Source organism: Gloeotrichia echinulata CP02 (genome assembly GCA_038087035.1).
GTDB classification, from domain to species: Bacteria; Cyanobacteriota; Cyanobacteriia; order Cyanobacteriales; family Nostocaceae; genus Gloeotrichia; species Gloeotrichia echinulata.
On sequence record CP051187.1, the window covers coordinates 1,779,893 to 1,802,285 of the forward strand.

Consider the following 22,393-nt stretch of genomic DNA (forward strand, 5'->3'; position numbering starts at 1 on the left):
TGCATCGCTGGGGACTGGGGATTGGGGATTGGGGATTGGGGATTGGGGACTTTTAGTTAAAAAAATCTTGAATTTGTAGAAAAAAAGCGCAACTTCCGCTAAAATAATTTCCAAAATATTGTATCTGAATATACATTATAGTATTAGCTCCATCTATTAATTGGGAACAATAATCCTACAAACCGAAGAAAAATCAATTTTGCAGGGAGAAAGCGGCTATGGTGAAGCTGACTGGTTACCAGATACAAGAGGAAACCTACTCCGGTAGCAGAACTCTAGTGTATCGAGGGATAAGAGAAAAAGACCAAAAACCAGTAGTGATCAAATTTTTACGCCGTGAGTATCCCAATTTCCAAGAATTGGTACAGTTCCGCAATCAATACACCATTGCCAAACATCTCCACATTCCTGGGATTATTAAAACCTATAACCTAGAAAATTACCAAAACGGCTATGCCTTAGTCATGGAAGATTTTGGCGGTATCTCCCTTCAGCAAGAGTTGCGGAGGTGGGGAGATGGGGGGATGGGGACAAGTAGGGAGGGATTGGGGGAATTTCTCACGATTGCGGTGCAAATTATTGCCGCCTTGGAAGGATTATATCACCATAGGGTGATTCATAAAGATATTAAACCTGCCAATATTCTAATTAACCCGAATACCAAACAAGTTAAACTTATCGATTTTAGTATTGCGTCCTTACTGAAGAGAGAAACCCAAAGCTTTACTAGTCCTAACGTCTTGGAGGGGACTTTGGCTTACCTATCGCCAGAACAAACCGGAAGGATTAATCGAGGTGTAGACTATCGCACCGACTTTTATTCCTTGGGGGTGACTTTTTTTGAGCTTTTGACTGGACAACTTCCCTTCACCAGTAATGACCCGATGGAGTTGGTACATTACCATATTGCCAAGCATCCCCCAGCCGTAGACAGTATTCATAAAGATATACCCATAGTTTTGTCGGCTATTATCAGTAAACTGATGGCGAAAAACGCCGAAGATCGCTACCAAACTGCTCACGGACTCAGACATGACTTAAAAAGGTGCTTGCGTGAATGGCAAAAAACGGGAACAATTCATACCTTTTGTTTAGCACAACGAGATATTTGCGATCGCCTAATTATTCCCGAAAAACTCTATGGTCGGGAAGGGGAAGTACAAACCTTGTTGACAGCTTTTGAGAGGGTATGTCAAGGCGCGAGAGAAATGATGCTTGTAGCTGGGTTTTCGGGAATTGGTAAAACTGCAGTGTTGAATGAAATCCACAAACCGATTGTTCACGCTAGGGGTTATTTTATCAAAGGGAAGTTTGACCAGTTTCAGCGAAATGTTCCTTTCTCGGCTTTTGTGCAAGCTTTTCGAGATTTGATGGGGCAAATATTAAGTGAAAGCGATGCCCAACTGCAACAATGGAGAAGCAATATTCTGTCTGCATTGGGAGACAATGCACAAGTCATTATTGATGTAATTCCTGAATTAGAAAGAATCATTGGTAATCAACCACCTGTTCCTGAACTTTCAGGAATTGCTGCCCAAAATCGCTTTAATTTACTATTTCAAAAATTCATCAAACTTTTGACCAGTAAAGAGCATCCTTTGGTCATATTCTTGGATGATTTGCAATGGGTAGATTCGGCTTCTCTGAAGTTAATACAATTGCTGATGAGCGAAACAGAGAGTAAATATCTATTACTAATTGGAGCTTATCGCGATAATGAAGTTTCCAGCACACATCCCTTAATGTTGACTTTAGAGGAGATTCGTCAGGCTGAGTCCATCATAAATACTATTACCCTCACTCCGCTAAATCAATCTGACTTAAATCATCTGATTGTTGATACTTTAAATTGTCCCACTGCAGTAGCCTTACCGTTTACCCAATTAGTCCATCAAAAAACTCAGGGTAATCCTTTCTTTACCAATCATTTTCTCAAATCTCTATATGAAGAAGGTCTAATTGCCTTTAACATTAATAATGGCTATTGGCAATGCGATATCACTCAACTCAAAGCTAAAGCCTTGACAGATGATATTGTAGAATTCATGGCGCTGCAACTACAGAAATTAGGCAAATCAACTCAAGATGTATTAAAGCTAGCTGCTTGTATTGGTAATCAATTTGATTTGGCTACCTTGGCAATAGTAAATGAAAAATCTCAATTTGAGACGGCAGTAGATTTATGGGCTGCACTCCAAGAAGGATTGGTAATTCCGACGAGTGAAGTTTATAAGTTTTTTCAAGATGAATCTGTGGCGATTGAGCAGACTTCAGCAGCCAGTAATTATGAACAATTGACAGTATCCTACAGATTTTTGCATGACCGAGTGCAGCAAGCAGCCTACTGTTTAATTCCTGAATGTCAGAAAAAATTCACGCACTTAAAAATTGGCAGATTACTATTCAACAATATTCCCCAAGAGGAACGGGAAGAAAATATTTTCGAGATTGTCAATCAATTAAATATAGGATTCGACTTAATCTCAGAAGCAACAGAGCAAAATGAATTAGCACAGCTAAATTTAATCGCTGGACAGAAAGCCAAGGACTCAACAGCTTACAGTGCGGCGGTTGATTATTTAACAATCGGCATAAATCTGCTAGCAATAAATAGTTGGGAAAATCAATATAACCTCACCCTAAAATTATATCAAGAAGCAGCAGAAGCAGAATATCTCAGTGGTGATTTTGCGCGAATGGAAAAACTCTCTGAGGTAGTATTACACCAAGCAAAAACACTTTTAGATAAAATAAAAGTATATGAAGTAAAAATTCAAGCCGCCGTAGCCAAAAACGAACTAAATTCAGCCGTCAATACTGGTTTAAAAGTCCTCAAGCTGTTAGATGTAGAGTTTCCAGAACATTATTCTCAAGCAGATATTACCCAAGGGCTAGAGGAAATTCAGTTAGCTTTGGTCGATACACGAGTTGAGGATTTACTTAACTTACCTTCCATGACTGAACCAAGTAAATTAGCAGCCATGAAGATAATGTTAAGTATAGTCGCTGCAGCCTATGTCAGTGTACCTGAATTATATATAGGTATAGTGTTACAACTGGTTATTTTATCGATTAAAAATGGCAATTGTCGTGAATCTATCTATGGTTATGCTGCCTATGGATTAATTCTTTGTGGTATATTAGGAGATATTGCAGCGGGTTTTGAATTTGCTCAATTTTCTCTGAGATTACTAGATAAATTTAATGCCAAAGCGCTACAAGCTAAGACTTTTGTAATAGTTGATGGTTTTATCAAACATTGGCAACAACATACCAAGGAAACATTAAGACCATTAATGGATGGTTACGCTAGCGGATTGGAAACTGGAGATTTAGAATTTGCTGCCTATTGTACCTACCTTTATTTTTACCACTCATACTTTATAGGCAAGGAATTAGTTTTACTAGAAAGAGAAATGGCCGCCTACAGTGAAGCCATCAGTCAAATAAAACAAAAAACAGCATTAAATTGGCATCAAATATATTGGCAATCTGTTTTAAATTTGTTGGGTGCTTCTGAAAATACCTGTTCTTTAATTGGTCAAGCATACAACGAAAAAATTATGCTTAAACTGCATCAAACAACAGGAGAAAAGACAGCAATTTTCTACGTTTATTTTAATAAACTCATTCTTAGTTATCTATTTGGGGATTACCATCAAGCTGTTGAAAATGCAGTCATCGCACAACAGTATTTAGATGCGGTAGTTGGACTATTAGTTGTTCCTATATTCCATTTCTATGATTCTTTGGCACATTTAGCAGTGTATCCTCATGCTCCTATCTCTGAACAACAAAGCATCATCACTCGTGTGACTATTAATCAAGAAAAAATGCAAAAATGGGCGCATCATGCTCCTATGAATCATTTACACAAGTATTATTTGGTAGAAGCAGAACGCCATCGGGTACTTGGTCAAAATTTAGCAGCAATGGATTACTATGACCCCGCCATTGCTACAGCCAAAGCAAATGAATATCTCAACGAAGAAGCTTTAGCCAACGAACTGACAGCTAAATTTTACCTCGAATGGGGCAAAGAAAAAATTGCCCAAGTCTACCTAACTGATGCTTACTACGCCTATGCTCGCTGGGGAGCAAAAGCCAAAATTAATGACTTAGAAAAACGCTATCCGAACTTACTTTATCCAATTTTAAAACGGGAAACAATCCGCCTCAATTCTAGCGAAAAAAATTCTGTGAGTTTGAGCAACTCTCTATCAATGCATAATACCATTCAAACAATTATTTCTAATACTACAAGTATTTCAGATGCTCTAGACTTAGCAACGGTGATGAAAGCTTCCCAAGCGCTAGCTAGCGCCATAGAGATTGATAATTTAATCTCTATTTTAATGCAAGTCATTATGGAGAATGCCGGTGCAGATAAATGTGCTTTGATTTTACTCAAAGGTAATAATTTAATGATAGAAGCTACGGGTATTGGAGGAGCAACCAAAACAGATACTATCAATACCATTCGTCAATCCATAGCAGTAGAGTCAAGTCAAGATATTCCCATTACTTTAATTAAATATGTGTCTCGCACGTCAGAAACATTAGTAATGGAAGATGTTCAACATCAGAATCTTGTATTATCAGATACATATATTCTCCATCAGCAACCCAAAAGTTTATTATGTATCCCAATTATTAATCAAGGTAAATTTATTGGTATCCTCTACTTAGAAAATAATCTGACTATAGGAGCTTTTACAAATGAGCGCGTTGAGGTCTTAAAGCTACTCACGGCGCAAGCGGCTATTTCTTTAGAAAACGCCAAATTATATACCGATTTATCAGAAAAAACAGCCAGATTGAAACAAGCCAATCAACAATTAGAAGATTACTCATATAATCTGGAAATAAAAGTACAAGAACGCACAGAAGAATTAAAATTTTCCGAAGCACGAGAGCGAGAAAAGGCAAATCAGCTAGAATTGACATTGCAGAAACTTTACTCCACTCAAGCCCAACTAATTCAAGCAGAAAAAATGTCCAGTTTGGGACAGCTAGTTGCTGGTATCGCTCACGAAATTAACAATCCTGTAAATTTCATCTTTGGTAATCTTTTCCCAGCCAATGAATATATAAAGTCCTTGCTCGATTTAATTAATTTATATCAGATAAATTATCCTCACCCCGTACCAGAAATTAAAGAAAAGATAGAAGATATTGAACTAGATTTCTTGGTTAAAGACTTGCGACTAATATTAGAGTCGATGAGGGTGGGTTCTGAGCGAATCCAGCAGATTGTTCAATCTCTGCGGAATTTCTCGCGCTTGGATGAAGCCACCATTAAACCAGTGGATATCCACTCTGGTATTGATAGCACTATCTTGATTTTACAGCACAGACTGAAACCAAATGGCCAATATTCGGGAATTGAATTGGTTAAAAATTATGGTCAATTACCCTTAGTAAACTGCTATGCATCTGGGCTAAATCAGGTATTTATGAATCTGCTAAGTAATGCTATAGACGCTTTGCAAGAGGCTTTAGAAAAGCCAGAATTCAAAGCTCAAAAACATCCTCAGATTATGATTAGTACAGAGGTTAGTAGTTCTCACACAGTACTCATCCGCATTTCTGATAATGGTCTGGGGATGAGCCAGTCAGTTATCAACAAAATATTTGATCCCTTTTTTACTACTAAGCCTGTGGGTAGCGGTACAGGTTTAGGATTATCAATTAGCTACTCGATTATAGTCGAACAGCATAAAGGTCATTTAACCTGCTATTCAACACCAGGCGAAGGTACAGAGTTTATTATCGAAATTCCCATAGAACAGCCATCGCAATTGTTACAATTAACTTCAAATTAACCTAGATATGAGGTTTTCTTAACGACATTACACCATCGCATTAGTTATTCTAATTAGGGATAAAGCATTATTTATTATAAATAAGCGTTAACCTCATCAAACATGGCCAGAATATACGATATTTTCCTGGCAGGTGGCCTGATAATCTAGCCCCTGCTAGTTTTATTTTTGTCACAAAAAATCCGGAGAATTTTTGATAGCAAAACTACCCATTATTACACACATTTAAATTTTTAAGCACATTTTAACCTTAAATTCATCTTTTGTTAAAGTAACGTTAACTATACAGCATGTACCTTATTGGAGGCTGTGATTACAGCAGAACAAGATTCCTTAAATACGAGGTAACATGATTTTTTCGACCACCATCTTGAATCGTGTAGTTACTACTTCAGTAGTAACAGCTGCTGTTGCACTAGGTCCCATGTTTGGGGCGATCGCTCAAGCTGAAACTCTCAATGGCGCAGGCGCGACTTTTCCCGCTCCGCTGTATGAACGTTATGCTCGCGAAATTAAGAAGAAATTTCCCGATTTGAAAATTAACTACCAAGCAATTGGTAGCGGTGGCGGTATTCGTCAAGTCATTGCTGGAACTGTTGACTTTGGTGCTAGTGATGCTGCAATGAAAGATGACGAAATCGCTAAAGTCAAGAATGGCGTTATTCTCGTACCCACCGCAGGTGGTGCGGTTTCTGTTATTTACAATCTTCCTGGTGTTAGCAACCTCAAATTGTCCCGTGAAGTGCTACCAGCAATTTTTTCTGGCAAAATTTCCAACTGGAACGACGCTAAAATTAAAGCTGTTAACCCAGGGGTAAATCTACCAGATCAACCAATTAAATTTGCTGTTCGCGCCGATAGTAGCGGTACAACTTTCATTTTCACCAACCATTTGAGTGCTATCAATGGTTATTTTAAGGGGAGAATTGGCGCCAACACCGCTCCCAAATGGACTCTACCAAACGTCCTCAGAGGTAAAGGTAATCCAGGCGTTGCTGCTTTAGTAGCTCGCACTCCTGGCGCTATTGGTTATGTTGAATATAGTTACGCTGTTGCAAACAAGCTGAAATCAGCAGAAATTCAAAACAAAAAAGGAGAATTTGTCGCTCCTTCTTTACAGAGTGCAAACGCAGCTTTATCAACTGTGAAATTCCCAGATAACTACCGCGTTTTTGTTGGCGATCCCGGACAAGGTTATCCTATCGTTGGTCTAACCTGGCTACTGATCAATAAGCAGTATGCTACTCCTGCCAAGGCTGATGCAATCAAGAAATTTGTTAACTGGGCGCTAAAAGATGGTCAAAAATTTAATGATGACCTCAACTACACCTCAATTCCTGGTGATGTTGTAAATCGCGTACTGCAAACAGTTAACAGCACTGTTAAGTAATCTGTAATCTCGCGTCTTTTTCTTCCTAGTAGGGTGGGCTATTTGCTCACCCTACAGACATGAAAATAGTCTATTTTCTTGATTTATAATGGCAAATTCATTTGAACCAGCCGACAATAATTCATCACGTCAACCTCATTTGGGTGATGAAAATCTTGACTTGACAGTTACAGGCGGCAGAATTTTTTGGTTTGACCAAGGTTTTACATGGCTGGTCTATGCTTTTGCAGTGATTACCGTCGCTGTTCTAGTTTTGATGACTTGGGTGATTTTTCACGAAGCCCAACCAGCTATTTTTCACTTTGGATTTGGGTTTTTGTGGGGACAAGATTGGGATGTAGGTAATCAGATTTTTGGTGCATTACCTTACATTTATGGCACCTTGGTAAGTAGTGCTGTTTCAATTCTTTTGGCTGTACCAGTTGGCGTAGCAATTGCTTTGGTAACTAGTGAAAATTTCTTACCGCCACAGGTGCGAAATACCCTAGCATTTGTTGTGGAATTAATTGCGGCAATTCCCAGCGTTATTATTGGTTTGTGGGGCATTTTTGTCTTTATTCCAGTTCTGGAACCATTCCAAAAATTCCTCGCTAGCATATTCCAATGGATTCCACTGTTTAAGACAATAGACCCCTCTGGAACGAATATGTTGACTGCGGGAATTATTTTAGCAGTCATGATTCTCCCCACAATGGCTGCAATTACTCGTGATGTATTGCTCGTTGTACCCAAAGAATTACGCAGTGCATCTATGGCTTTGGGTAGCACCCGTTGGGAAACAATATTTCGGGTGTTGTTACCAGCAGGATTTTCTGGGATTGTCAGTGCAGCAATGTTGGCGCTAGGACGAGCTTTGGGCGAAACAATGGCTGTCACAATGGTGATTGGTAACTCTGCTCAAATTAGCGCTTCTTTGCTCGATCCAGCTTATACAATTCCTTCTGTATTAGCTAATGAATTTGCTGAAGCTGAACCAGGATTACACATTGGGGCTTTAAGCTATTTGGGTTTGATTTTGTTTGCTTTGACTCTTGCTGTAAATATCGCCGCTGTACTATTAGTGCAGTGGGTTGGTAAGAAAAATAAATAGCTACTCCAGACAGGATATATTGCCTCTACTAAACAGTTTGCCAATCATAATTTGTGAGAGAAATGAACAGTGAACAACAGTTACAAATAGATCAGGCTCTAGCAGCAGAATTACGCAGTCCTCTCCCACCAAGAAGACTATATTTCACCTATGCAATGAATGCGATCGCCTTTATTTTCACAGGTGTAGCGCTAATTCCTTTGTTCTCAATTTTGTGGGAAATTCTCGTGCGGGGACTCTCCGGACTCAAACCGGAAATGTTTTTCACAGCAGTAATTGATAATGGGTTTGGTAATGCCATCCTCGGTACGATCACAATGGTGGGCATTGGCTCACTATTTAGTCTACCTACAGGCATAATGACGGGAATATTTTTGGCAGAATTTGGTCAAAGTAATACAGCTAAGTTTGTTCGCTTTATCACGACAATTATCACAGGCGTTCCTTCAATTGTTGTCGGGATCTTCGCCTATGGTATTATCGTTTTTGTTACCAAAGGATTTAGTGCGATCGCAGGTGGCTTTGCCTTAGCTGTCATCATGCTCCCCATTATCGTACTCACAACCGAAGAAGCCTTAAAACTCATTCCCACCGCTCAACGCCTCGCTTCCGCAGCTTTAGGCGGTACCCGTTTCCAAACCACTTTTCGTGTTGTTGTAAATGCAGCCATCCCCGGTATCACCACAGGCGTTTTATTAGCCCTCGCCCGTGCTACTGGTGAAACAGCACCACTAATTTTCACCGCTTTGTTTAGTCTTGACTGGTCTCCAGGATTGACTAGTCCCACAGCTTCCTTACCAGTCTTGATTTTTAACCTCTATAATGACCCCAGCCCAGAAAGAAGCCAATTAGTATGGACTACTTCCATAGTCCTCCTAGGCTTAGTTTTGTTTGTTAGTCTAGTCTCTCGCTTATTTACTAGCCAGAGAAGAGCTAAATAAAATCTCATGAGGTTGTTAATTGATCCTTCACACCTTTGGTAAGTATGAGTAACTTAATTCCCGCCATCCAAGTCAAAAACCTCAACTTTTACTACAACCCTAAGAGCAACAAGCCGGCGATTGAAGGTGTGTCAATGGATATTTACCAAAACCAAGTAACCGCCATTATTGGCCCTAGTGGTTGCGGTAAATCTACTTTCATTAAAACCCTCAATCGCATTAGCGAATTAGAAGGGGATGTCAGAATTAATCCAGAAGGGCGCGTAGAATTTCTCGGTCAAAATATATATGACCCTCGCGTCAATATCAATCGGTTACGCCGCCAAATTGGGATGGTGTTCCAAAAGCCGAATCCTTTTCCCATGAGCATCTACGAAAATGTGGCTTATGGTGTAAAAATTGCCGGAAATCGTCCGAAACCAGAATTAGATGAGATTGTCGAATCAGCCATCAGAGGTGCAGCTCTCTGGGATGAGGTGAAAGATAAACTGCTTCAATCTGCTTTAGGGCTTTCTGGTGGACAACAACAGCGTCTGTGTATAGCCCGTGCTTTAGCAGTCAAGCCCAAAGTTCTCCTAATGGATGAGCCTTGTTCAGCCCTTGATCCCATCGCCACGATGAAAGTTGAAGAACTCATCCACAGCTTGCGCTCTGAGTTGACAATCGCAATTGTCACCCACAATATGCAGCAAGCCACTCGCGTCTCCGATTTTACTGCATTCTTCAGCACCGATGAAAGCCGCATCGGTCAAATGGTAGAATTCGGTGTCACAAATCAAATATTTAGCAACCCCCTCGATAACCGTACCCGTGACTACGTTTCCGGGCGTTTCGGTTAAGCTGTCAGGAGCAAGTTGCTCTGTGAAAGTATTTATTTATCACGTCCGTCCGAGCCAAAAATGCTAACAATTGCTACCATTCGGTTCAGGGTAGTTCGGTATGTAAGAACCCCGGTTTATTCAAAAAACCGGGGTTCTTAGTTTGTGGTGATAGTGCAATACAGTTCAGTTAGGCTCGAATGATATACACTGTAGGGGCACGGCATCCAAAATTTTTTCTTCTAATGACAATTCTATTCCTGCCGTGCCCCTACGACAATTTTCCTTAACTGAACTGTATTGGGTGATAGTGTAGGAATTACGCATAAGTAACGAAAAATCAAGGGTTTGGGCATGGCGCATAGGGCATAGCGCATAGGGCAATAAAATTAACCAATCCCCAATCCCTGGTCACTGAGCGGAGCCGAAGTGCAATCCCCATAGCCTAATCTGATTTATATCCGAGCGCCGGAAATTATCAACAGGAAATACCATCACCTTTATGTGATTGATTTTGGTAATTGATACAAATTTTGTGGTATATTCATTTGATTTTCGATAATAAGCATGTGTATTTTCAGCTAAAATGAGCCAAGCTTTGCGTGCATTCTCTGCAAACATCTACCAACTAGGCGCTGCTATTTTGCTATGTGATGAATAAGTAGGTCGGCGCAAATAAACCGTACGGTCGAGGGTCGTCATTTGTCCTTTGTCATTGGTCATTGGTAAGAGTTTCAGGCTTGTTTACTTTTCTTAACATAGTTTGGTTTATTTCTGCCTACTTACTTAGGAGTTTGGATTCTGTGTTGCAAAAACAATCAAGCATTAGCTTCACAAATAGCGCTAGAGCGCCGCTAACTGTTCCTGCTTTGTTAAGTCAAGATTGATTTGATACTTTTTGCAACTATGAATAAATTAATTTCAGCGATCAAAGTCAAAAACCTCAGTTTTTATTACGACACCCACAAAATATTAGGCGGGGTGTCAATGGATATTTACCAAAACAAAGTAACGGCAATTATTGGTCCTACCGGTTGTGGTAAATCTACTTTTCTCAAATCTCTCAATCGCATGAGTGAATTAGAAGGAGACGTGCGGATTGAAGGGAAAGTAGAATTCTTTGGTCAAAATATTTATGAGCGTCGCGTCAACTTAAATCGCCTGCGTCGCCAGATTAGCATGGTACACCCAAAACCCAATCTTTTTCCCATGAGTGTTTACGATAATGTCGCCTATGGGGTGAAATTAGTTGGATGGCGCCCGAAAACAGAATTAGATGAAATTGTCGAATCTGCCATTAAAAGTGTCAATCTCTGGGATGAAGTCAAACATAAATTACATAAGTCTGCTTTAGATCTTTCTGGTGGTCAACAACAAAGACTCTGCATCGCCCGTGCTTTAGCAGTCAAACCCCAAGTTCTCTTGATGGATGAGCCTTGTTTCGGTCTTGACCCCATAACCAGCATGAAAATTGAGGATCTGATTCAGAATGTCCGTTCTGAGTTAACAATTGTAATTGTCACCCATAATATGCAGCAAGTTACTCGCGTATCCGATTTCACGGCTTTCTTTCAGACCAATGAAAATCGCGTTGGTCACATGGTTGAATTTAATCCCACCAATAAAATCTTGACTACTCACCTTGATTCTCGCATCCGCGACTACGTTTTACCCCGTCTTAGTTGAGCATAGCGACCTTATGCTGTCCCAGACGCACTCGCGGGCGCAAGGTCGCTCCTACTTTATTTGCACCTAGCCTAGTTATTATCAGCTTACGCCATAGGTACAAAATTCAAAACAGGAGCGCCAACAGCAAATTTATTTGCCCTTAAGCGTGGTAAAATATTGTGTGTTGGTTTTTTTTATCAACCCAGCCTAAAATTAGTATTTCCAACCCTGATTAAAGGTGAGATGTACTAAGGCAACCTGAATCTCAATATGAAATGTCCCCGATGCGAATCCACTTCATATCGTAAAAATGGCCGTCGGAATGGCAAGCAGAATTACCTGTGCAAAAACTGCAGTAAACAGTTCTTGGAACCTGAATTCCCCCAACCCCTAGAAAGTGTGATCATCACATCCAGCAACGGACGTGCGAAAACCCCTCTAGGAGAAGCAGCAGCACAAACTATAGTCCAAGAGTTACCACAGGATGACCCAACAGAAAAATCTGGCGACTCTCTAGGTGTGACATTAGCTGAAGAACTGCTGCAAACTTTATTCTCATCTGAGTACTTAGAATCTTCTGCTTTTACCCAATTCATTCAAAAAATTCAGCAAAAATCTGAAATTAAACCTAATTTAGACCCTGGTATTTCTCTGCTGCTCTTGGATGCAGAAAACATAAAATTAGACGCCAATACAGAATTATTTTTAGCTACTATTTGCCAATGTCCTCTCAAAGTCAAAATTGCCTTTGCTAACTGGAGAAATCCCAGCACCGGTAAGCAGGATGTCGAACTTTATGAGCGTGGCTATCAACTTGTTCATGTGCCTGGTGGCAAAGACAGCGCTGATGCAAAAATGATAGCACTTGGTGCTTGTATTTTACGTTATTATCCAACCGTTCAAGAAGTTTTTGTTTGTTCTGGCGATGGAATTTTAATCCACCTCTGTAATGAACTGCAAAACCAAGGCTTAACTGTTTATTGGGTACGTAGACAAGGGCAAATTTTGCAGGTAGAAAACCGTAATACTGGCAAAAGCAGTCATTATTCCCTAGCAATGGCTGTAGAAATTCCCTCCTTTGAAGAAGTGGTGCATCAAATTCAAGATTTAATCAAAACCGAACAGGAATCACTCAATACTCGCTTGAACAATTTGGTAGCAGTTGCCAATCTTTTCCAAGAGCGACGCAACATCAATAATAACAAGCCACCAAATAACGAAATCATCCCCATTCCAGAAGAGATATCAACATCAACACAAAATCCTGACTACAGGATATCCGCAGATAGCGTAAATATCCTATCTTCAGCTACTGATAATATTAATTCTCAGGAAATATTAGAGAAGATACTTATACAAATTATTAAGGAGATGTACGCTAAGTCTCCCAACACTAAACTATCTGTGTCCAAACTAGGCACAGAGTTACAAAAAATCTGCGGACAGTCTCCTAGTTCTGTTGTCAAAAAATTAAAGTTAGGCTCTAGTTTTACTAAATTTTTACAGTCTTCGGCAACATTTAATTTGCACAAGAACGGAAAAGAATATGAGGTAGCACTCAGCAAAATTTAGATTTTTTTATCTTGAATTAAAGACTTTTACCAAGGGAGTAGTCCGCCTGGGTGGACTTTGTTTGTGTCTTTTGATGAATTACGAATTATTATATTATGTTAAAATATGTAAATAAATGTAAATAATACCATGCAGGATAAAGTAATCGTCGTTGTCGGTGCTACAGGCGGTATTGGTTCAGCCTTAACTCGCAAACTTGCCCCCACAGGTGCAAAATTGGTACTGGCGGCGAGGGATGCGGTTCGTTTACGAACATTGGCATTGGAGTTACCAGGGGAAGTTTTGACCGTTCCTTGTGATATTACTGACCCTCAACAGGCAAACACATTGATCGAAAAAGCTGTAGCCGAGTTCGGTCAAATTGATGTTTTGGTGAATGCTGCTGGTGCTGGTATCCTCAAAGCCTACAACAGCCTGGAACCTGCTGATTTAGACAAGATGCTAGATATTAACTTAAAAGGCAGTTTTTACACCACTCAGGCTGCAGCCCAAGAGATGCAAAAGCGCAAATCCGGGCACATCTGTAACTTAGTCGGAATTCTGGGTAAGCATTCAATGCCAATGGCTGCTGCTTATTCGGCTTCCAAGTTTGGCGTCGTTGGTTTCAGCAAGTGCATGGCAGAAGAACTCAAGCGCTTTGGAATTAAATTTACACTATTCTATTTTGGTGGTATAGATTCTCCTTTTTGGGATAACGTCAGCTTAAAGGTAGACCGGAAAAAAATGCTCAGTCCCCAAACCGCTGCGAATGCTATTTTCTTTGCCCTTACTGCTGAACCCCAAGCTGTGCCAATGGAAATTAACATTCAACCTGACAGTCATCTGTTTTTCTAGTCTTATAGGGACTGGGGACACTTCGACAAGCTCAGTGCATCGCTGGGGACTGGGGACTGGGGAAACTTCGACAAGCTCAGTGCATCGCTGGGGACTGGGGACACTTCGACAAGCTCAGTGCATCGCTGGGGACTGGGGACACTTCGACAAGCTCAGTGCATCGCTGGGGACTGAGGACACTTCGACAAGCTCAGTGCATCGCTGGGGACTGGGGACACTTCGACAAGCTCAGTGCATCGCTGGGGACTGGGGTTAGTAACTGTAACTTAATTTCTGCTCACCTCTACTCATTGCTACTCATTTTCGGTGGGAGATGCAATGAGTTGGTCAACAAGATACACTGATGCAATTAATTGAAAAGCTGGTAATTAGGAGGTGGTTTAATGCTGGTTGGTTTCAAAACTGAGTTGAAGTTGAATAACCAACAACGCACAGCATTGAGAAAACATTGTGGAGTAGCACGTCATGCTTGGAATTGGGGATTGGCTTTAACTAAACAGATACTTGACCACAACAAAGCGAATCCTGAGTCTAAAATCAAATTTCCGACGGCAATTGACTTGCATAAATGGTTAGTAACATTGGTAAAATCTGAAAATGAATGGTATTACGAATGTTCTAAAAGCACTCCACAGCAAGCATTGATGGCTTTACGCGAAGCCTGGAAGCGTTGCTTTCACAAGACTGCTGGTGTGCCAAAGTTCAAAAAGAAAGGTAAACGTGATTCTTTCACGTTGGAAGGTACGGTCAAAATTATCGGTAGTAACAAGATTCAAGTACCTGTGATTGGTGTCCTCAAGACCTATGAGCGCCTACCACAAGTATTAACTAAATCTTGTACAATATCTCGTCAAGCCGACAGATGGTTGATCAGTTTCAGATTTGATGTAGAACAACAGGATTTAGGCAACAGGAGTATTGTCGGCGTTGACCTTGGTGTTAAGGCACTGGCTATACTCTCCACTGGTGAAGTTTTTTTAGGAGCCAAATCCTACAAGAAATATGCAGCCAAGCTGTCAAGAATGCAATGGTTGAATCGTCATAAAATCATCGGTTCAGCTAACTGGAAGAAAGCACAGATAAAGATTGCTAGACTGCATAGAAAGATTGCCAACATCAGAAAAGATACGTTGCACAAACTCACAACATTACTTGCTAAGAACCACGGCATAGTAGTGATTGAAGACCTCAATGTGTCCGGTATGATGGCTAACCATAAGCTAGCTAAATCTATTGCGGATATGGGATTTTATGAGTTTCGCCGTCAATTGACCTACAAGTGTGAGTTATATGGTTCAAAGCTTGTAGTGGTTGACCGATGGTTCCCATCCAGCAAAACCTGCTCTCATTGTGGAAGCAAAAAAGAAACACTCACCTTGAATGAGCGAGTGTTTGAATGCGGTAACTGCGGCTTGATGATTGACCGAGATTTAAACGCAGCAATCAATTTGAGTCAAGCTGTCAGTTAGACAGTTTTAGCCTGTGGACTGGTTAACGCCGACGTTGCCAGAATGTTCGCTCTTAGCGTTCCCGCAGGGTATCAGGAAGTAAGCATCAAACTACATAACATGAGTAGATTTGTCTATTTGTGAGTAGTTATGAATAGGTCTTATGTAACGGAAAACACGCCGTAGTGGTCTGTCCGATCAAAATCAATGGGACAGGGCATTGAATACTCCACAATTGCCACACATCTGCGATAATCTTCATAAAAATTAAAATTTTCCGCCGATGCTAAGATTAATTACAGACTTCGACGGTCCGATTGTTGATGTTTCTGAACGCTACTATCGTGTTTATCAATTATGCCTGGAGAAAACCCGACACCCAGGCCAAGCAGTCCAAGAACTGTCTAAACCCGAATTTTGGCAACTCAAGCGATCGCGGATTCCCGAAAAACAAATCGCCCTCAGTTCTGGACTCGATGAAGTGCAAGCACAAGAATTTACCCAGTTGCGGCGACAAACAGTGCATACGGAACCTTACTTTCAGTATGACAGCCTCATCCCCGGTGCTGTGGAAGCATTGTTAAAAATTCAACAAGCTGGTATCGATTTGGCAGTTATGACCATGCGTCGGGTTCGGGAACTAGACTATGCCTTTAAAAAATACGATTTAGGTAAATTTTTCCCGGAAAATCGCCGTTATTGCCTCAGTAACGACTATGTGAAAACCCGCGACATCGAAGATAAACCTTTGTTGATGTCACGGGCTTTAGAAGAATTACCCCCCGCTGCTGATACCTGGATGGTAGGGGATACTGAAGCCGATATTACTGCTGCTAAAAAACACGCTATTAAGGTGATGGCTGTAGAGTCTGGTATCCGCGATCGCGCCCAATTGGCACTTTACCACCCCGACTTAATAGTTCAGGATTTGAGTTATGCTGTAAATCTAATTATTGCTGGGCAAACAACTAGCCAAAATGACTAGTCAATCGCCCAAATCCCAGAACGGAGTCACCACAACAGCTAAAAATTAATTATTGTCAGCCCACACCATAATCTTTAATTTGGTGTGGGAGGGTATCACCGTAGAAAGCTGCTAATTAACCATAACAAAATAAACGTCAACACCGTAGAAAACTGATTCCCCGTCAGAGTAATCAATGGTAGGGGTAACAGCGGGCTAGCAACTAGTCCACCCACCATCAAGCCAATTATTAGCCCTACGAGGGTAAACAATACTGCGCGGCCAAACTTACCTTCCTTGCGATTGAGAAAGTAAATACTGATTCCTACCCCAACCACCAAAGCCAGCTGCAAGACCTGATCGCCCGCAACTGGGTAAAATATACTTATGGCGCTTAAACCTAGATACCAAGCTCCAGGTAACAGCACATCTGGTAGCGTAGGCTGATCGATCATTCGTTGCAGCCATGCTGGCGACTGCTGACGAGGGAAAGAACTTTCTTTTGGAGGTGATTGAATTCGTAACTCAGGAAACCTAATGCGCTCAGGTACTTTGATTTTACCTTCTTGCCGCATCCGCAACCGCTCCATTAAAATGGCATCATAAGCCGCTTCAATTAGTTCCAGACGCTTGGCATCGCCATTGTATTGCTCCAATAGGCGATTACGAGCATCCTGAATCTCATCAAAACTAGCATCTTCAGATACCCCAAGTTTGTCGTAGGGATGTTGATCGCTCATGGGAGTTTATACTTCAGCCTCAGTCAGGGGCAGTCTTTATGTTGACGAAAAACAACTTTAGGTTTTATTTTTGATCGAAACCAAATATATCGATCGATTTTTATGCCCTACCAGGATGGTAGCACGGGTTAGTTTGATTGAGTTGGGAAATTTAACTATAGTCACTTTAACATATTGTCATAACTCCGTGTATCCCCTCATGTCGTTGACCTATTCTGGCTCTACTCTAGAATTTGAACTAGGGATACCTAAAACACATTTTTTATGAAAAAATTAACTTCTCTGCTGAAGATGTGGCAATTTACCTTACCTTGATGGAGTGTTGAGCAATGAATCTCACAATAATTAGTGGTATAGATCCAGATATCGATTTAAAATTGAAACGATTCAAGTTACCACTTAATTGGGTTGAGAAAGTGCTATAAGTTACTCATTATCTACAGCTAAGGCCAGAATATTTGCTTACTGGACATAAAGTTAACACTGAAAATACCTGCACTTGAAGATGGGGCTGACTACCAGAATATTCCGGTTTAATTGTCCAGAATCTTGATTAAGCTATCATTTGGATAATCAGGAAATACACTCCTTAGTCTAGTAGATTGTTAATTACTTCCCAAAGTGGTAACTGCGTTTTCACGCAATCTTCCTGTTAATCCTATGAATTTTTGTGTAAAGTGATGGTCATGGCTCCTGCCAAGATTCTTGTAGTTGATGACGACCCTGCAGTTCGGAACTTAATCCAACGCTTTTTGATTAAACAGAACTATCAGGTAGAGGCTGCCGAAGATGGTAAGACAGCCTTAGCTCTATTTGAGCAGTTTAACCCTGATTTGGTGATTCTAGACGTGAATTTACCAGATGTCATTGGGTTTAACCTCTGCCAAGAGATGCAAAGTCGTAATGGTGTTTTTGTGCTTATGCTGACTAGCCGTGGAGACGAAGCTGATAAAATTCGCGGCTTTGCTAAAGGTGCTGATGACTACCTCACCAAACCATTTGGATTGGGAGAGCTAGAAGTCAGAGTAGCAGCTATTTTAAGGCGTCAGCGGATTGTAACTACTGCCGAACAAAAACGGTTAGTATTTGAAAAACTGATGATTGATCCTGTGCGACGGGAGGTGGCGCTTAACAACCTACCAGTACCCTTAACCGCATTGGAATTTGACTTGTTACATTTTTTAGCCAGTCATCCAGGTCGAGTTTGGCGGCGAGCAGAACTGATCCAAGAAGTATGGGACTATGAATATGTAGGCGACCAACGGGTTGTAGACGTGCATATCGGTCAAATTCGCAAGAAGATTGAAATCGATGCTAGCCAACCTGCTTTAATTCAGACTGTCCGTGGCGTCGGATATAAGTTTGAATGTCCTGTTCATTCTCCACAATTGGAAACTAGTTCCTGAACTCATAAGTTAATAGTCCATAGTTCAGGTCTATAGTCCAGAGTTTTTTTAACTCTTGACTTTTGACCGAACAATAGGAGAGCCACCCCATGATTTATCATCATGGGTGAGGAACTGTAACTTAATTACTACCCACATGTAGACATTACTGGACAAAAATGGGGAGTATTTGCTCAGGCTAACCGTATTCTGATATTCTGAGACTAGGCAAAGCCGCCGTCAAATCGGATGTTTTGCAGTACTTTATCTATTTTTTAGCCAAGACAACTTCAACAGTTGAATCCATAGGCTTAATCCAGCAAGAATTGTAATCCCCAATTTGTTTGAGGGGATAGAGGGATTGCCGTTTATCCCTGTAGTTTGAGGACTTTGGACTTTGATTACAAACGTAGTTGTCTAGTATTGTCTATCCTTGGGTAGCTTTGTCCAGATTTCTATGAACGGTATCAGCTTTAATACCAATTTGCGTTCAAAACTGTAATTCGGGTTTTGGATATTAGTAGCGCTTTCGCGCCACTACAAACTAATTTTCCCTAATTGATAATTACAGTTAGATACGCAACTTGGTATAACATATTAATTCTGCATTTCCAAAATTTGGCTTTTCCCAAAACCCATATCCCAAAACTTGAACAAAAGACAAGGCTCAAGATTTGGCGAGAAAATTGGATGGGCGAAATACCAATCCATATTTTCCCAGTTAAGAGAATATGGGTTTTAAGTCCACATATTCAAGTTTTGAACTCCTTCCTCAGCAATTTTCACTTGCTCATAAGACCTCGCGGGATGCGGGAAACTCAGTGGCTAAAGCCCGCTCGTGGGAAGCGACACGAGCGATTTTAATCGCAGTGGTCTTCTCTATATTATCCGTGGTGAGGGTCTTCAATATATCGTCTCACCGACTCACTGCTAATATTGCCTGCCGTACTGACAAAATAACTACTTGTCCAGAGTGACGGTAGTTTTTTTAATTGGGGGAACTCTTTACGTAGATAAAAGCTTGAACGCCCCTTAAACGCCTTAATAACTAGATGTGGCGTGTCAGTAGGTTTAACGCTAATGAATAAGTGTATATGGTCTGACGCTATCTCTAGAGCTAAAATATCCCAACCTTTTTCTATGGCTAGTTCGGCAAAAATTTGTCTGGTTCTTGTCGCTATCTCACCAGTTAAAACTTTTTTTCTTCTCTTTGGTATCCATACAAAATGGTAGTTTACCAAGAATTTGACATGGTTATGGGTTTTGTAATCTTCTTGGGTTAACATAATAGTTTTGTTGTTTTCTCTAGTTCTGTTGACAATTCTAGAGTAGTCGATTACTATAGAGAAGTCAACAAAACACCGGCAGGTCTGGTGGCTAAAACCAAGAAAACAATGGGAGTTCAACAAGTATTGTTGTCTCCAGATGATGAAACCAAGGTGTTATTAGAATACCTTTGTCAACAGTCGGGTAAACTCTATAATAATGGTGTATATTTTGCCCGTCAAACATTTTTTAAAACTGGAAAGTTGTTAACCGGGAAATTTGATTTAGCATTTGAGCCATCAGTTTCTAAAACCTTGGTTGCTCAATCTTTGCCATCAACACCAATGCAGCAAACTTTAATGTCTGTGGTAGAAGCTTTCAAGTCTTTTAAAGAATTGCGGTCTTTGTTCCTGAAAGGTCAATTGCATTTTCAACCAAAAGCACCCAGTTACTTAACAGGTTCTAAACTGTTCAAAGTTGCTTATCCAAACTCAGGAGGACAAAAACCAATACTAATTAATGGTCAACTTAGATTTTCCTTAGGTTTAACTGTTAAAAGATGGTTTGGTTTGAGCGAGTTTTTCTTACCAATGCCTTCAAATATTGACTATTCCCAGGTTAAAGAATTTACAATTCTCCCGAAAAATGGCGCATTTTACCTGGAAATGTCTTATGAAGTCGAAAAAAAAGAACATGACCTAGACATTAATCAGGCACTATCTATTGACCTAGGGACTGCTGACAATTTAGCCGCTTGTGTTGATACTTTAGGTAATTCGTTGCTGATTGATGCTCGGGCGATGAAGGCGATGAATCAGTTATGGAACAAAAGAGTATCTACCCGTAAAGAAAATCAGCCAGAAGCTTATTGGGACAATTGGTTAGACCGCGTAACCCGTAAACGTAACCATCAAATGCGTGATGGGATAAACAAAGCTGCAAAATTGATTATTAACCATTGCTTAAAATATGGCGTTGGGACATTAGTAATCGGCTGGAACGATGGTTTTAAGTCCAATACAAATATGGGAAGATTGAACAATCAAAAATTTGTTCAAATGCCCTTGGGCAAACTTAAAGACCGATTGGAACAACTATGTGATTTACACGGAATTAGATACCACCAAACAGAAGAATCCTACACGTCAAAAGCAAGTTACTTAGATGGAGACTCCCTGCCCGTTTATGGTCAAAAACCAGTTGGGTGGAAAGCGTCAGGTAAGCGTGTTGAACGTGGATTGTACCGAACCGCAAATGGTTCAATTGTTAATGCTGACCTAAACGGTGCAGCAAATATACTAAAAAAAGTAGCCAGCAATCTAAGCATAGACTTAGGCTTACTGGGTAGACGCTGTTTGACGAGCGTAGCGAGAATTAGACTTTGGGTACTACCTAAGTTTACTCTGTCGGCAGAATCTCAGTCCCTTCAGGGCTGAGAGTGTCAACACTACTTAGCTATGGTGGAACAAAGTTTCCAGATAGACACGGGCAGCACGGCGATCGCTATCTCCATTTTGCAGCAAAAACAGCGACAGGGCTGCCGTCAATACTCGGCTTTGATCCCAATCGGGATGGGTTTCTAAGTAGGTTTGCAGCGATTCGTGAAGTATTTCGGGGATTTCTGTAAAAATGTTCACAGTTGTATTCATGAGATTTTCCTCCTCTGAGGTCAATCAAGAGGGACTAATTGCTTGCAGTGAGACAGTTTAGGGCAGCACACAAAATTTTTCGTCTACCCGACAATCTACGTCAACATTTGAGGTATTTTTAGACAATTCATCAGAAAAATGGGTGTGAAACCCCGTCCTTATAGGACGGCTTTACAGTTTTCACTACTGCCAAGGGGTTGCTTGAATCGGTGTGCTTTTGTAATGCACTTTCAATGGGACAATTACCATGTAAAATCTTGCAACCCTGTACACATAGTGTTTTGCTCAAAAGAGCCTCCCTCGCGGGGTAATGTTAGCTTAGACCTGTTATCAGAGCTTTTTAGGCTGGCAACACTGTTCCAGTGACCTTAGAACTGTTTAATCACAAGCGACAGAGCGCTTAACTAGCTACGCATTCCGAGGTGTCGTGACTCAAATAACGGCTACCCTTCCCTACGGGACGCTACGCGTAGCTTGCTTCCACGAAGTGGTACGACTAAGCTCAGGGTGGTCTGGTCAGTACGGCTTGTTTGATTTCTCTTGCAAGCCCAGTCCTTTTAGGGCTGGGTTACTGACGTCAACGGTTGAACGGACTACAACAGCAAGCCGAACCATTGTGCGGCAAGAGGGGGTAGGTTTGTCAATGCTGCGAAATGTTAAAAAGGCAGGTATAAAAAATAAATCCTCACGATATAATCAGGGTCGAGGACTGTTTTCTGTTACAATTATTAACAATAACTCAGTCCTAGAAGTTTGTTGTCCCTGGAAGTAAAAAATCCCCAGTAAGACTGCAAGAGCCTATG

General features: G+C 40.8%; 16 protein-coding genes. 13 read left to right on the forward strand and 3 right to left on the reverse strand.

Annotation, left to right across the window (positions count from 1 at the left end; all coding sequences use genetic code 11):
- Window positions 1-218 precede the first annotated feature (218 nt).
- From HEQ19_07905 to HEQ19_07955, 11 genes are all read left to right on the forward strand, one after another.
- On the forward strand, window positions 219-5,825 hold the full coding sequence (locus HEQ19_07905) for an AAA family ATPase (GenBank protein ID WYL99464.1): 5,607 nt from the start codon (window positions 219-221) through the stop codon (window positions 5,823-5,825).
- A gap of 349 nt (window positions 5,826-6,174) precedes the next feature.
- Window positions 6,175-7,215: a phosphate ABC transporter substrate-binding protein PstS gene (gene pstS / locus HEQ19_07910; protein WYL99465.1), complete on the forward strand. Its 1,041-nt coding sequence runs from the start codon at window positions 6,175-6,177 to the stop codon at window positions 7,213-7,215.
- An 88-nt stretch (window positions 7,216-7,303) separates the two neighbouring features.
- Window positions 7,304-8,305 (forward strand): phosphate ABC transporter permease subunit PstC, encoded by a 1,002-nt coding sequence (pstC, locus tag HEQ19_07915; protein WYL99466.1) that lies wholly within the window; start codon window positions 7,304-7,306, stop codon window positions 8,303-8,305.
- Window positions 8,306-8,367: 62 nt separating this feature from the next.
- The gene (gene pstA / locus HEQ19_07920) at window positions 8,368-9,246 is read left to right on the forward strand and encodes a phosphate ABC transporter permease PstA (protein WYL99467.1); all 879 of its coding nucleotides are present in this window, start codon (window positions 8,368-8,370) and stop codon (window positions 9,244-9,246) included.
- Between the two features lie 44 nt (window positions 9,247-9,290).
- Window positions 9,291-10,085: a phosphate ABC transporter ATP-binding protein PstB gene (gene pstB, locus HEQ19_07925; protein ID WYL99468.1), complete on the forward strand. Its 795-nt coding sequence runs from the start codon at window positions 9,291-9,293 to the stop codon at window positions 10,083-10,085.
- Between the two features lie 885 nt (window positions 10,086-10,970).
- Complete coding sequence (locus HEQ19_07930) at window positions 10,971-11,750, forward strand: phosphate ABC transporter ATP-binding protein (protein WYL99469.1); 780 nt, start codon at window positions 10,971-10,973, stop codon at window positions 11,748-11,750.
- A 348-nt stretch (window positions 11,751-12,098) separates the two neighbouring features.
- On the forward strand, window positions 12,099-13,304 hold the full coding sequence (locus HEQ19_07935; GenBank protein ID WYL99470.2) for an NYN domain-containing protein: 1,206 nt from the start codon (window positions 12,099-12,101) through the stop codon (window positions 13,302-13,304).
- 129 nt (window positions 13,305-13,433) lie between these two features.
- A complete protein-coding gene (locus HEQ19_07940; GenBank protein WYL99471.1) occupies window positions 13,434-14,138 on the forward strand; it encodes an SDR family oxidoreductase in 705 nt (234 codons plus the stop codon).
- Window positions 14,139-14,172: 34 nt separating this feature from the next.
- The gene (locus HEQ19_07945) at window positions 14,173-14,394 is read left to right on the forward strand and encodes a hypothetical protein (GenBank protein WYL99472.1); all 222 of its coding nucleotides are present in this window, start codon (window positions 14,173-14,175) and stop codon (window positions 14,392-14,394) included.
- 127 nt (window positions 14,395-14,521) lie between these two features.
- Window positions 14,522-15,607 carry an RNA-guided endonuclease TnpB family protein gene (locus tag HEQ19_07950; protein WYL99473.1) on the forward strand — a complete coding sequence of 362 codons (1,086 nt, stop codon included), beginning with the start codon at window positions 14,522-14,524 and terminating at the stop codon, window positions 15,605-15,607.
- A 262-nt stretch (window positions 15,608-15,869) separates the two neighbouring features.
- Window positions 15,870-16,571, forward strand: a complete 702-nt coding sequence (locus HEQ19_07955; protein ID WYL99474.1) for an HAD family hydrolase — start codon at window positions 15,870-15,872, stop codon at window positions 16,569-16,571.
- 95 nt (window positions 16,572-16,666) lie between these two features.
- Here the strand turns inward: HEQ19_07955 and HEQ19_07960 are convergent, their stop codons facing one another.
- A complete protein-coding gene (locus HEQ19_07960; protein WYL99475.1) occupies window positions 16,667-17,290 on the reverse strand; it encodes a CPP1-like family protein in 624 nt (207 codons plus the stop codon).
- A gap of 686 nt (window positions 17,291-17,976) precedes the next feature.
- On the opposite strand from HEQ19_07960, the gene HEQ19_07965 reads away from it, so the two are divergent.
- Complete coding sequence (locus HEQ19_07965; protein ID WYL99476.1) at window positions 17,977-18,696, forward strand: response regulator transcription factor; 720 nt, start codon at window positions 17,977-17,979, stop codon at window positions 18,694-18,696.
- Between the two features lie 863 nt (window positions 18,697-19,559).
- Here HEQ19_07965 and tnpA read toward each other — a convergent pair.
- A complete protein-coding gene (gene tnpA, locus HEQ19_07970) occupies window positions 19,560-19,961 on the reverse strand; it encodes an IS200/IS605 family transposase (protein WYL99477.1) in 402 nt (133 codons plus the stop codon).
- 108 nt (window positions 19,962-20,069) lie between these two features.
- Here tnpA and HEQ19_07975 point away from each other — a divergent pair, with 108 nt between their 5' ends.
- Window positions 20,070-21,377 carry a transposase gene (locus HEQ19_07975; protein WYM03302.1) on the forward strand — a complete coding sequence of 436 codons (1,308 nt, stop codon included), beginning with the start codon at window positions 20,070-20,072 and terminating at the stop codon, window positions 21,375-21,377.
- A gap of 15 nt (window positions 21,378-21,392) precedes the next feature.
- Here the strand turns inward: HEQ19_07975 and HEQ19_07980 are convergent, their stop codons facing one another.
- The gene (locus tag HEQ19_07980) at window positions 21,393-21,590 is read right to left on the reverse strand and encodes a DUF2811 domain-containing protein (protein ID WYL99478.1); all 198 of its coding nucleotides are present in this window, start codon (window positions 21,588-21,590) and stop codon (window positions 21,393-21,395) included.
- Window positions 21,591-22,393: the final 803 nt, after the last annotated feature.

Coding starts and splice junctions, on each gene's coding strand:
- HEQ19_07905 (WYL99464.1), top strand. CDS start 219: ATGGTGAAGCTGACTGGTTACCAGATACAAGAGGAAACCTACTCCGGT.
- pstS (WYL99465.1), top strand. CDS start 6,175: ATGATTTTTTCGACCACCATCTTGAATCGTGTAGTTACTACTTCAGTA.
- pstC (WYL99466.1), top strand. CDS start 7,304: ATGGCAAATTCATTTGAACCAGCCGACAATAATTCATCACGTCAACCT.
- pstA (WYL99467.1), top strand. CDS start 8,368: ATGAACAGTGAACAACAGTTACAAATAGATCAGGCTCTAGCAGCAGAA.
- pstB (WYL99468.1), top strand. CDS start 9,291: ATGAGTAACTTAATTCCCGCCATCCAAGTCAAAAACCTCAACTTTTAC.
- HEQ19_07930 (WYL99469.1), top strand. CDS start 10,971: ATGAATAAATTAATTTCAGCGATCAAAGTCAAAAACCTCAGTTTTTAT.
- HEQ19_07940 (WYL99471.1), top strand. CDS start 13,434: ATGCAGGATAAAGTAATCGTCGTTGTCGGTGCTACAGGCGGTATTGGT.
- HEQ19_07950 (WYL99473.1), top strand. CDS start 14,522: ATGCTGGTTGGTTTCAAAACTGAGTTGAAGTTGAATAACCAACAACGC.
- HEQ19_07955 (WYL99474.1), top strand. CDS start 15,870: ATGCTAAGATTAATTACAGACTTCGACGGTCCGATTGTTGATGTTTCT.
- HEQ19_07960 (WYL99475.1), bottom strand. CDS start 17,290: ATGAGCGATCAACATCCCTACGACAAACTTGGGGTATCTGAAGATGCT.
- HEQ19_07965 (WYL99476.1), top strand. CDS start 17,977: ATGGCTCCTGCCAAGATTCTTGTAGTTGATGACGACCCTGCAGTTCGG.
- tnpA (WYL99477.1), bottom strand. CDS start 19,961: ATGTTAACCCAAGAAGATTACAAAACCCATAACCATGTCAAATTCTTG.
- HEQ19_07975 (WYM03302.1), top strand. CDS start 20,070: ATGGGAGTTCAACAAGTATTGTTGTCTCCAGATGATGAAACCAAGGTG.
- HEQ19_07980 (WYL99478.1), bottom strand. CDS start 21,590: ATGAATACAACTGTGAACATTTTTACAGAAATCCCCGAAATACTTCAC.